At 72.8% G+C, this 11,092-nt stretch carries 8 protein-coding genes and 1 pseudogene; 6 read left to right on the plus strand and 3 right to left on the minus strand.

The features are described 5' to 3' along the window. Positions 1-98 precede the first annotated feature (98 nt). Positions 99-662, minus strand: a complete 564-nt coding sequence (ahpC, locus tag ACSBPG_RS28545; protein WP_435540642.1) for an alkyl hydroperoxide reductase subunit C — start codon at positions 660-662, stop codon at positions 99-101. 215 nt (positions 663-877) lie between these two features. Here ahpC and ACSBPG_RS28550 point away from each other — a divergent pair, with 215 nt between their 5' ends. After that, complete coding sequence (locus ACSBPG_RS28550) at positions 878-1,825, plus strand: hydrogen peroxide-inducible genes activator (RefSeq protein WP_435540643.1); 948 nt, start codon at positions 878-880, stop codon at positions 1,823-1,825. Positions 1,826-1,861: 36 nt separating this feature from the next. Here ACSBPG_RS28550 and ACSBPG_RS28555 read toward each other — a convergent pair whose 3' ends face one another. Continuing rightward, positions 1,862-2,764, minus strand: a complete 903-nt coding sequence (locus ACSBPG_RS28555) for a LysR family transcriptional regulator (protein WP_435540644.1) — start codon at positions 2,762-2,764, stop codon at positions 1,862-1,864. 92 nt (positions 2,765-2,856) lie between these two features. Between ACSBPG_RS28555 and ACSBPG_RS28560 the strand changes: the two genes are divergently transcribed. The 4 genes from ACSBPG_RS28560 (at position 2,857) to ACSBPG_RS28575 (ending at position 9,737) form a co-directional block, all read left to right on the plus strand. Continuing rightward, positions 2,857-3,699: a hypothetical protein gene (locus ACSBPG_RS28560; protein WP_435540645.1), complete on the plus strand. Its 843-nt coding sequence runs from the start codon at positions 2,857-2,859 to the stop codon at positions 3,697-3,699. 37 nt (positions 3,700-3,736) lie between these two features. After that, a complete protein-coding gene (locus ACSBPG_RS28565; RefSeq protein WP_435540646.1) occupies positions 3,737-4,321 on the plus strand; it encodes a YceI family protein in 585 nt (194 codons plus the stop codon). A gap of 107 nt (positions 4,322-4,428) precedes the next feature. Next, positions 4,429-5,430, plus strand: coding sequence for a glutathione S-transferase family protein (locus ACSBPG_RS28570; protein ID WP_435540647.1), 1,002 nt, complete (start codon positions 4,429-4,431; stop codon positions 5,428-5,430). A gap of 206 nt (positions 5,431-5,636) precedes the next feature. Beyond that, positions 5,637-9,737 carry a tetratricopeptide repeat protein gene (locus ACSBPG_RS28575; RefSeq protein ID WP_435540648.1) on the plus strand — a complete coding sequence of 1,367 codons (4,101 nt, stop codon included), beginning with the start codon at positions 5,637-5,639 and terminating at the stop codon, positions 9,735-9,737. A 133-nt stretch (positions 9,738-9,870) separates the two neighbouring features. Here ACSBPG_RS28575 and ACSBPG_RS28580 read toward each other — a convergent pair whose 3' ends face one another. Next, a complete protein-coding gene (locus tag ACSBPG_RS28580) occupies positions 9,871-10,122 on the minus strand; it encodes a HigA family addiction module antitoxin (RefSeq protein ID WP_435540649.1) in 252 nt (83 codons plus the stop codon). 770 nt (positions 10,123-10,892) lie between these two features. On the opposite strand from ACSBPG_RS28580, the pseudogene ACSBPG_RS28585 reads away from it, so the two are divergent. Further along, positions 10,893-11,092: pseudogene (locus tag ACSBPG_RS28585) on the plus strand (globin-coupled sensor protein); the annotation flags it as partial.

Raw genomic sequence — 11,092 nt, forward strand, 5'->3', positions numbered from 1 at the left:
CCGCGCGGCACTGGCTCCGTCGCACCCTGGGCCCGGACGGGTCCGGGCCCAGGGACGGCGATGGTCCGGATCGCTTTTGGCCGCGGCGCGGCCGGGACTCAGATCTTGCCGACCAGGTCCAGCGACGGGGCGAGGGTCTTCTCGCCTTCCTCCCACTTCGCCGGGCACACCTCGCCCGGGTGGGCGGCGACGTACTGGGCGGCCTTGATCTTGCGCAGCAGCTCGGTGGCGCTGCGGCCGACGCCGCCGGCGGTGATCTCCATGATCTGGATCTTGCCGTCGGGGTCGACGACGAAGGTGCCGCGGTCGGCCAGGCCGGCTTCCTCGATCAGCACTTCGAAGTTGCGGGAGATCGCCAGGGTCGGGTCGCCGACCATGGTGTACTCGATCTTGCGGATCGCCGGCGAGGTGTCGTGCCAGGCCTTGTGGCAGAAGTGCGTGTCGGTCGACACGCTGTAGATCTCGACGCCGAGCTTCTGGAACGCCCCGTAGTTGTCGGCCAGGTCCTCCAGCTCGGTCGGGCACACGAACGTGAAATCAGCGGGATAGAAGAACACGACCGACCACTTGCCCTTCAGGTCGGCGTCGGTGACCTCGATGAACTTGCCGTTCTTGAAGGCGGTGGCCTTGAAGGGCTTGATTTCGGTGTTGATCAGCGACATTATAATGCTCCGTTGTGTAAACAGTTTGGAACGCTCGCGATCCTGTCGCCCGTTCCGCCGGCCGCGGCCTTCCCAGGAGTCCGCGAACAGGGACCGATTGCCAGGGGGCGGCTTTCCTCAGCCCGTTGCCCGCAGCGAAAATAGGGGGAATCTTGCGTCGCAAAAAGCGGAAAATTCAGATCGCATTGATCGACTGAGTCGATTAGAATGGCGGCATGAGACCGCTCCCCACCCTGCGCCAGCTCCGTTATCTGGTCGCCGTCGTCGACCGTTGCCATTTCGGCCAGGCGGCACAGGCCTGCCACGTCAGCCAGTCCACCCTCAGCGCCGGCGTGCAGGAGCTGGAGGAGCTCCTGGGCGCGCCGCTCTTGGAGCGCACGCGGCGCTCCGTGATGCCGACGCCGCTCGGCCGCGAGGTCGCGGAACGGGCGCGCGACCTGCTGAAGGGCGCCGAGGACCTGGTCGACATCGTCCGCGCCACCGAGGACCCGATGGCCGGCCCCCTCCACCTCGGGGTGATCCCGACCATCGGGCCGTTCCTGATTCCCCGCGTCATGCCGGGGCTGCGGGCAACCTTCCCCCAGCTCAAGCTGTTCCTGCGCGAGGACCAGACGGCGCGCCTGCTGGAGCGGCTCGACACCGGCGAGCTGGACGCCGCCCTGCTGGCCCTGCCGTACCCGTCGGGCGACGTCGAGTCGGCGGACATCGCCGTCGACCGCTTCTCCGTCGTCTGCCCGCCGGGCCACAGGCTGTGCCGCTCGGCCTCGGCCCATCCCGCCGACGTGGCGGTGGACGACCTGCTGTTGCTGGAGGACGGCCACTGCCTGCGCGACCACGCGCTGGCCGCCTGCTCGCTGGAGGACGGGCGGCGCAACGCGGCGTTCCAGGGCACCAGCCTGCACACGCTGGTGCAGATGGTGGCCAACGGCCTGGGGGTGACCCTGCTGCCGCAGATGGCGGTCGATTCCGGCATCCTGCGCGGCCTCGACCTCGCCGTGCGGCCGCTGAGCGGGGAGCGGCCCTACCGGCGGATCGGCCTGGTGTGGCGGCGCACCTCCGGGCGCAAGGAGACCTTCCGCCGTCTCGCCGCCGCGCTCAAGGCGGAGATGGAGCGCAACGGCGGGGGGATCCCGCCGATGCAGGGAACGGCCGAGGCCCGCTGACGCGGCCGCCGCCGGCCGGCCGGACCGGCCGGCGGGTCAGCCGCCGCGGCGTCCTTCCAGAAGGTCGCGCTCGTCGGCGAAGGCGTCGGCCATGGCGTCGAGGAAGGCCCGCACCCGGCCCATCTGCCGCAGGTCCTCGTGGGTCAGCAGCCAGATCCTCGTCGCCACCTCGGCAACCGGCGCGCCGAGGCGGCGCATGAGCGGGTCGCGGTCGGCCAGGCCGCAGGGCAGCAAGCCGAGTCCCGCTCCCGCCCGCACCGCCTCCACCGCCGCGGCGACGGAGTTCACCCGCAGGCCGATCCGTTCGTCCGGGACGGTCTTCTTGTGCCAGCGTCCCAGGGCGGTGTGGTCGAAGGATTCGTCGAGGACCACCCAGGCGTGGTCCGCCGGCTCCGCGGCCGGCGCCGCCCCCTCCAGGTACGGCGCCGCGCCGTAGACGGCGAAGGCGAGGCCGGAGACCGCCCGGCCCACCAGGTTCTCCGGCGGCCGGTTGGTCGAGCGGATGGCGACGTCGGCCTCGCGCCGGGTCAGGCTGAGGGAGGCCTCGGCGATCATCAGGTCGATGCGCAGCTCCGGGTGGCGGCGGCCGAACGCCGCAAGGTGGCGGGGCAGGACGTGCAGGGCGACGATGTCGACGGTGGTGACCCGCAGCACCCCGCCGATCTGGGCGTCGCGGCCCGACAGGCGGCGGTTCGCCGCGGCGAGATCCTCCTCCACCTTCTGCGCCACCCGGTGCATCTCGTCGCCGGCCGCGGTCAGCGCGTAGCCGCCGGGCAGCCGGTCGAACAGGCGCACGCCCATCGCCTCCTCGAGCGCGGTGATCCGCCGCAGCACGGTGCTGTGGTTGACACCCAGGGCGCGCGCCGCCGCCGACAGGGAGCCGTGGCGCGCCACGGCCAGCAGGTGGCGGAGGTCGTCCCAGTCGTCCCGCTCGTTCATGCAGAGGCCATTTGCAAAACTTCCCAATTCCCGCTCACCCAAGCACACCGTACGGTCGAGAGGAAGCTTTCACCCATCCGCAGGTTCCGCGCATGTCCGACCTGATGCACGACCCCTTCGTCCAGTCGAGCATCCTGCCGCTGGTCGCGAGCCTGCTGGCGGTGGGAGTCCTGCACGCCCTCGGCGCCCGGCGCGGCCTGGCCGCCGCCGGGATCGGCCTCGGCTTCCTGGCGATCTTCACGCTGGTGGTCGGGGTGCCCGCCCTGCCGCCGCCCTCCAGCATGGGCAAGCTGTTCTGGTGCGCCGCGGCCGGCGTCGCCCTCGCGGCGGCCGTCGACGCGGCGGCGCCGGACGGGCGGATCGCGCCGCCGCTGACGGCGCTGTGGCTCGCCGCCTCGCTCGTCTGGATCGGCCTTCCGGTTCTCGACTCCGCGGCGGCGGTGGCGACCCTCGCGGTGCTGCTGGCGGTCGCGGCGTGGGTCGCCTTCGCGCGGCCGGCGGGCTCCGCCGGCCCGACCGCACCGGCGGCCTCCCTGCTGGCCCTCGGGCTGGCGGTCGGCGGCACGGCGCTGATCGGCTCCTCGGCTTCGGTCGCCCAGCTCGGGCTCGCCCTGGCGGCGGCGGCGGGCGGCTTCCTGCTGTGGAACTGGCCGGTCGAACGCCACGGCTGGGGGATGTCCGGCCGGGTCGCCCTCGGCATCGCCGTGCTGCTCGCCGGCGTGCTGGCCTTCTTCTCCGAGGCGCCGGTGGCGGTCCTGGTGCTGGCGCTGCCGGCCCTGCTGGCCGACCGCCTGCGCCGCATCCTGCCGGTGGCCGACACCGGCTTCGGCCACGCCGCCGGGGCGGCGGCGGTGACGGTGGCCGCCGTCCTGCCGGCGGCGGTCGCGGTGGCCGCCGCCTACGCGCTCAGCGGCGGCGAAGCCTCCCCCTACTGATGCCCTGTCCCTTCCTCGTGCTGGAGTCGTTCGTCCGATGAAACCGGTTCTCCTCGCGGCCGCCCTGGCCGCCGCCACCGCCCTCTCCGCCCTGACCCCCGCGGCGGCGGCCCCCGTCGCCTACACGTTGGACCCGGCGCACACGGCGGTGGTGTTCATCGTCAACCATCTCGGCTTCTCCAACGCCATCGGCCGCTTCAACACGGTGTCGGGCGACGTCGCCTTCGACAAGGAGGCGGTGGAGAACAGCAAGGTGTCCGTGGTCATCGACGCGGCCAGCGTCGACACCAACCACGCCAAGCGCGACGAGCACCTGAAGTCGCCGGACTTCTTCAATGTGAAGGAGTTTCCGACCCTCACCTTCACCAGTTCCCGGCTGGAGAAGACCGGCGAGAACACCGGCAAGCTGCACGGCGAGCTGACCCTGCTGGGCGTCACCAAGCCGGTGGTGCTCGACGTGACCTTCAACAAGGACGGCGTCAGCCCGGCCAGCAAGAAGGAGACGGTGGGCTTCTCGGCCCGCGGGACGATCAAGCGCACCGACTTCGGCATGAAGTACGGCGCCCCCAACGTCGGCGACGAGATCCAGGTGCTGATCGAAGCCGAGGCCGTGAAGGCCTGAGAGGGCGTCCGTCCGATCCCTCGCCGGAGCGTCCTGGGCGCCGGCCTGTTGTCCGTGGGAGGGGCCGTTCCGCCGGCTCCTCCCTTTTGCCGAGTCGGGGGGCGACCATGCCGCAGTTGGTGAACGGCGCGTGGGTCAAGGGGCCCATCGCCGGGGGCGAGATCCGGGACGGCGCCTTCCACCGCGAGCCGACCCGGTTCCGCGCCTGGATCACCCCGGACGGGCGGCCCGCCGGTGCGGGGCGGGATGCCCTGCCGGCCGAGGCGGGGCGCTACCATCTCTACGTCTCGTACCTCTGCCCCTGGGCGTCGCGCACGCTGATCGTCCGCGCCCTCAAGGGGCTGGAGGGGCTGGTCGGCGTCTCGGTCGCCGAGCCGGTGATCGGCGAGGACGGCTGGGTCTTCGCCACGGAGCAGGACGCGGGCCCGCGGGTCGGCGGGTTCCGCCACCTTCACCGGCTCTACACCGCCAGCGATCCCGCCTACACCGGCAAGGTGTCGGTCCCGGTGCTGTGGGACCGGCGGGACGGCCGCATCGTCAACAACGAATCGGCCGACATCGTCCGCATCCTCAATCATGCCTTCGACCATCTGACCGGCGACCGGCTCGACCTCTATCCCGAGCCGCTGCGGCCCGAGATCGACGCCTGGAACGACCTCGTCTATCCCAACGTGAACAACGGCGTGTACCGCTGCGGCTTCGCCCGCACCCAGGCCCATTACGACGCGGCCTTCGACACGCTGTTCGCCACGCTGGACCGGCTGGAGGCGCGGCTCGCCCGGAGCCGATACCTGGCCGGCCCCTGGCTGACCGAGGCGGACTGGCGCCTTTTCGTCACCCTGGTGCGCTTCGACGCGGCCTACCACGGCGCCTTCAAGTGCAACCTGCGGCGCCTCGACGACTACCCGAACCTGTCGGACTACCTGCGCGAGCTCCACCAGTGGCCCGGCGTGCGCGGCACGGTGAGGCTGGACCACATCAAGGTCGGCTACTACACCAATCCGGCGATCAACCCGACGCTGATCGTCCCCAAGGGGCCGGCGCTGGACTTCGACCGGCCGCACGACCGGGACCGGCTGGAAGGGAGGGGGATCTGGCGGCGGGACTGAGGGGGATGGGGCCGGCCGGCCGGGCCGCGTCGCGGGCCAGCTGACAGCGCGGTTGCGGCGTCGGGCTCGGCGGACGCCGCCGTCGGCGCGATGGGCGCCGTCCCCGTGGGCGACGTCGGAGATCCGGGGGTGGGGGATCCGCGTTCCCGTCGCCCCGTGGCCCTGGGGAGCAAGACAGGGCGGCCCGCCCTGTGGCACAAGAAGACATGCAAGATCTCCTCCCGGTCCGCCCGCGCCCGCTGCTCCCGCGTCCGGGCGACCTCGTGGCGCGTGCCCTCGGCGACCACCGGGCCGGGCGTGTCCGGCCTGCGGGGGGCTTGTACCGCACCGCGCTGGCGGTCGAGCCCGGCTTCGCCGATGCCCTGCACCTGCTCGGCCTCGTCGAGCTGCAGTCCGGCCGGGCCGGCGTGGCCGTCGCGTGGCTCCGCCGCGCCCTGCGCAGCGGTGGCGAGCGGGCGGCCTTCCGCAACAGCCTCGGCGAGGCACGGCGCCTGCTGGGCGGCGCCGCGGCGGCGGCCGACAGCTACCGACGGGCGCTGGTGGACCATCCGGCCTACGGCGAGGCGCACCGCAACCTCGGCATCGTCCTGGCCGGGATCGGCGAGCCGGCGGACGCCCGGGCGGCGCTGATCCGGGCCGTGATCCTGGGGCAGGAGGGGCTCGATCTCCGGCTGACGCTGGCCGGCATGCATCGCCTTGCCGGTGACGCCGCCGCCGCGCGGGACACGCTGTCCGGTGCCCTGCGCCTCGCGCCGGCCGACCCGGCGGTTGCCGACCGTCTGGCCGAGGCGGAACGGGCGGCGGGCGACGCACGGATGGGCGCGGGCGACCACGCCGCCGCGGCCGCGTGCTACCGGCGGGCGGTGGCCTTGCGGCCGGCCTTCGTGGAGGCCATGAACAATTTGGGCGGCGCATGCCTGGGCATGGAGCGGCACGACGAGGCGGAAACGCTCTACCTGCGGTCGCTGCGCGTGCGTCCCGACTACCCCGACGCCCACAACAATCGGGCCTGCGCGCTGCTGGAGCGCGGCCGGCTCGACGTGGCGGCCCGCAGCCTGCGGCGGTCCGTCGCGGCGTGTCCCGACGCCGCGGACTCCCATGCGAACCTCGCCTATCTCGGCCGGCTCGAGGCCCGCGACCGTCCCGGCCATGCCGCCGCCGAGGCGCTGTGCCGACGGGCGCTGCGCCTGAATCCGCGCCATCCCGTCGCGCTCAACAATCTCGGGATCATCGCCCTTGATCTCGGCCGCCTGGCCGAGGCGGAGACGGCGTTCCGCGCGGTGCTGGAGGTGCGGCCCGACGACGCCGACGCCCATTTCAACCTGTCGCTCGTCCTGCTGAAGTCCGGCCGCCTGGCGGAGGGCTGGGAGGAGTACGAATGGCGCTGGCGGACGCGCCAGCTCGCCGCGCCGACCCTGGGCCGGCCACCCTGGCAGGGGGAGGACCCGGCCGGGCGGACGATCCTGCTGCACGCCGAGCAGGGCCACGGCGACACCCTCCACTTCGTGCGCTACGCCCCTCTGCTGGCGGCACGCGGCGCGCGGGTGGTGCTGCTGGTGCAGCCCGCCCTCAAGCGGCTGGTGGCGCGCCTGCCCGGCCTCGCCGCGGTGTGCGGCGCCGGTGAAACGCTGCCGGCGTTCGATCGGCACGCGCCGCTGATGAGTCTGCCGCGCCTGTTCGGCACGACCCTCGATTCCATCCCGGCCGCCTGCCCCTATCTGTCGGCGCCCGCCGAGGCGGTCGCCCGCTGGGAGGGCAGGCTGCCGCAGGACGGCCGGGTGCGGGTCGGGCTGGTGTGGTCCGGCGACCCGCGGCCGGGCGTGGTGCGCGCCAACCTGACCGACCGGCGTCGCAGTGTCCCGTTGGACGCCTTCGCGCCGTTCGCGCGGATACCGGGGGTGCGGTTCGTCAGCCTGCAGAAGGGGGCCGCGGCCGCTCAGGCCAAGACCCCGCCGCCGGGCATGGACCTGGTCGACTGGATGGACGAGGCCGGCGACTTCGCCGACACCGCCGGCCTGGTGGAACGGCTCGACCTGGTCATCACCGTCGACACCTCGGTGGCGCACCTCGCCGGCGGGCTGGGCAAGCCGGTGTGGGTGCTGTCGCGCTTCGATTCCTGCTGGCGCTGGCTGGAGGGGCGCGAGGACAGCCCGTGGTATCCGACCCTGCGCTTCTTCCGGCAGCCGGCGCCGGGGGATTGGGACGGCCTGTTCGAGCGGGTCGCCGGCGAGTTGGCGGCGCTGGCGGGAGGCGACCGCGGCCGGCTGCTTCCGGCGCGGCCCGGCCGGCCCGTCCCGTCCGCCGCGGGCGTCCCGGAGACGATGCCCGAGGCCCTGGCGCTGCACCGTGCCGGTCGCACGGCCGAGGCCGCGGCGGCCTACCGCCGCATGCTGGTCCGCGAGCCCGGGCACGGCGACGCCCTTCACCTGCTGGCCGCGGCCGAGCTGGCGGAAGGCCGGCCGGCCGTGGCGGCCGAGAAGGCCGCCGCCGCGCGGCGCATGAACCCGGAGGCGGCCATCTATCACAACACGCTCGGGGAGGCGTGCCGGATGCAAGGCAAGCCGGCGGCGGCGGCCGCGCACTACCGCCGCGCCGTGGCGCTGCGGCCGGACTATCCCGACGCCCTGCGCAACATCGCCGGCCTGCCGGTCGGCGACGGCGGCGGGGGCGGTGCCCTGGCGGCCGCGCGGGCCCTCGTCCGCGTCGCGCCGGTTCCCGTCGAGCCGCTCGCGGCGCTGGGGCGGATGCTGCGCCGTGCCGGTCGGCCGGGGGCCGCGCGCGCCGCCTTCCGGGCGGCCCTGGCGCAGCGGCCCGACCACGCCGACGTCCTCGATCACCTCGCGGCCCTCGAACGCGCGGAGGGGAACGTCCCGGCCGCGGCGGCCTGTCAGCGCCACGCCGTGGTTCTGACGCCGTCCGACGCGGGCGCCCACAACAACCGGGGCACCCTGGCCTGCGGCGACGGCCGCCCGGAGGAGGCGGGCGCCTGGTTCCGCCGCGCCCTGACCCTCGACCCGGCGCTGGCCGAAGCGTGGCGCAACCTCGGCATCGCCTGCTCGAGATTGGTCCGGCTCGACGAGGCGGCATCCGCCTACCGGCGGGCCGTGGCGGTCGACCCCTGTCACGCCGACGCGCTCCATGGAGCCGCCGACGTCCGGCGTCAGCAGGGGCGCTTCGCCGAGGCGGCGGCGACGGCCCGCCAGGCCCTGATGCTGCGCCCCGACCATGCGGAGGCGATGAACACCTTGGGCGTCGCCCAGCAGTGCCGGGGCGAGCTGCCGGAATCCGCGGCGACGCTGGCCCGCGTGCTCGTGCTGCGTCCGGGTGATGCCGTCGCCCGCTTCAACCTGTCGCTGTCCCTGCTGCGCAGCGGCGACTACGGCCGGGGCTGGCGTCATTATGAGGCCCGCTGGGAGATGCCGGACGTTCCGACCCCGCCGGTGACGGTGCCGCGCTGGCATGGCGAGGATCCCGCCGGCCGGACGATCCTGCTGCACGCCGAGCAGGGCCATGGCGACACGCTGCAGTTCGTGCGCTACGCCCCGTTGCTCGCACGCCGCGGCGCGCGGGTGGTGCTGACGGTCCAGCCCGCCTTGACGCGGCTGCTGCGCGCCGTCTCCGGCGTGGCCGCCGTCCATGGCATGAACGATTCCTTCGGCGGCTTCGACCTGCACTGCCCGATGATGAGCCTGCCGCTCGCCTGCGGCACCACGGTCACGACGATTCCCGATCGGCCTTACCTGACGGTGCGTCGGGAATGGCAGGCACCGTGGGCGACCCGCCTGGCCGGCGAACGGCGCGCCAGGGTCGGCCTGGTGTGGGCGGGCGATCCACGCCCGCACATCGCCGCGGCGCACGTCCTGGACCGCCGCCGCAGCCTGACCCTGGCGGCGCTGGCACCCTTGGCCGGTGTGCGAGGGGTCCGCTTCGTCAGCCTCCAGAAGGGCGCGGCGGCCGATCAGGCCCGTCATCCGCCGCCCGGCATGGAGTTGACGGACTGGATGGACGAGGTGGGGGATTTCGCCGACACGGCGGGGCTGATCGCCGAGCTCGACCTCGTGGTCACGGTCGACACCTCGGTGGCGCATCTGGCCGGCGGCCTCGGCAAGCCGGTGTGGGTGCTGTCGCGCTATGATGCCTGCTGGCGCTGGCTCGTCGACCGCGAGGACAGCCCCTGGTACCCGACCCTCCGCCTCTACCGGCAGGACGGGCCGGGGGACTGGCGGCCGGCGGTCGACCGGCTGGCGGCCGACCTGGAGCGCTGGGCGCGGCGGCACGGCGGCGGGCACGGCGGCCAATCCGATTGAGCCGGCATCGTCGGGTGCGCCACCGTGTCCACACCGCGCGCGGGCGGCACGGTGCCGATGCGGCGGCGAGGATGGCGGGGGCGGCTGGCCATCGACGCCTGCGGCGAGCGCTGCCGACGGCTTGCTCGCCGGCTTATGCCGCCTGCAGGTTCAGCCAGAAGCGGGCGGAGGTTCCGAAATAGGCGCCCAGCCGCAATGCAATGTCCGTCGTGACCGCACGCTCGCCGTTGACGATTTCGGCCATCTGGATCTGCGGCACATCGAGCGTCCGGGCGAGGGCCGCGACGGAGACGCCGATCTCCGCCAGCTTCTCGGCCAGGATCTCGCCGGGATGGGGCGGCGGGCGCTGAGCCCCAAAGGTGGCGATGGACGACTTCGGCTTCATGGACGCCCCCAGCGGTGATAATAATGCCGATCAACGGCCAAGGACTGATTTGGATTCGGCGTTGGATTTCCCTCCGGGCATTTCCGTTCGCGCCTGCAGAAGCAAGTGGCGGGAACGGAGCACTGGGCGCTGACAGTCGAATTTCGCCCTGAACCGCACATGCTCTATCCCATCAAAAGGAGCAGGACGTCAAAAGTGGAATTGTGACGTATTGTAACTCCCTGCCGCGCTATGCCGACTTTGCGCACCGTTGCGAATCCGAAACGTTAACCGCCTTGTGCTGCCAGCGGCATGTTTGCCTGGAACCGGTCGCGTCATCGTCCGCGGTCCCTGCCGGCGTGCGGCCACCCAGGAGCCGAAGCCGGACGAGCGGCTCGAACCGGTCGGGATGACCTGCACCGTCTGGGGGACAGCACCGTCAGCCGCCATCCTGTCGCTCGCGTGGAATGCGGCGCGTTGCCGTAGGGCGACGTGCAGTCATCGCTTGCAGAGGCGGCGACGGCTTTCTGCCGAATGCGGCAGGAAAACCGACGCTGGTGCAATTTGCAAACCGATTTTCTTGAGCGGCGAGTTCATCGGCGTCAACGTGGTTAGCGTGACGACCAGAGAAGAAGAGGATCGAGCGCAGAAAGCGGCCCGCCGTTCGTCGGGTCGAATTAACGCATCCCGCTGGGGTTCATGCCTCTTGCGCTGGCATGCGGCATGCTTGCGAAAGCCGCGGGAGCAGGTGGTCGGCGACTGCCGATAGTCTAAGAGGGGTCTCAGGTCAGATGGCGACCGTCCAGAACACGAGCGATCACGCGAAGCGGCTGAGTGCATTCAAGATCACGGAAGCGGACGTCGCCCTGCTGCGCCGGAACGCGGAGTTCGCCGAGCACCGCCTGCCCCCGCTTCTGTCCCAGTGGCACGACGCCTTCGCCGCCTGGCCCGAGATCATGACCGCCCTGCAGAAGCCGGACGTCCACCGGGT

The sequence above is a fragment of the Azospirillum sp. ST 5-10 genome, assembly GCF_051225715.1.
In the GTDB taxonomy this organism is placed as follows: domain Bacteria; phylum Pseudomonadota; class Alphaproteobacteria; order Azospirillales; family Azospirillaceae; genus Azospirillum.

Coding starts and splice junctions, on each gene's coding strand:
- ACSBPG_RS28560 (WP_435540645.1), top strand. CDS start 2,857: ATGTCCGACCTGATGCACGACCCCTTCGTCCAGTCGAGCATCCTGCCG.
- ACSBPG_RS28580 (WP_435540649.1), bottom strand. CDS start 10,122: ATGAAGCCGAAGTCGTCCATCGCCACCTTTGGGGCTCAGCGCCCGCCG.
- ACSBPG_RS28555 (WP_435540644.1), bottom strand. CDS start 2,764: ATGAACGAGCGGGACGACTGGGACGACCTCCGCCACCTGCTGGCCGTG.
- ACSBPG_RS28550 (WP_435540643.1), top strand. CDS start 878: ATGAGACCGCTCCCCACCCTGCGCCAGCTCCGTTATCTGGTCGCCGTC.
- ACSBPG_RS28565 (WP_435540646.1), top strand. CDS start 3,737: ATGAAACCGGTTCTCCTCGCGGCCGCCCTGGCCGCCGCCACCGCCCTC.
- ACSBPG_RS28570 (WP_435540647.1), top strand. CDS start 4,429: ATGCCGCAGTTGGTGAACGGCGCGTGGGTCAAGGGGCCCATCGCCGGG.
- ahpC (WP_435540642.1), bottom strand. CDS start 662: ATGTCGCTGATCAACACCGAAATCAAGCCCTTCAAGGCCACCGCCTTC.
- ACSBPG_RS28575 (WP_435540648.1), top strand. CDS start 5,637: ATGCAAGATCTCCTCCCGGTCCGCCCGCGCCCGCTGCTCCCGCGTCCG.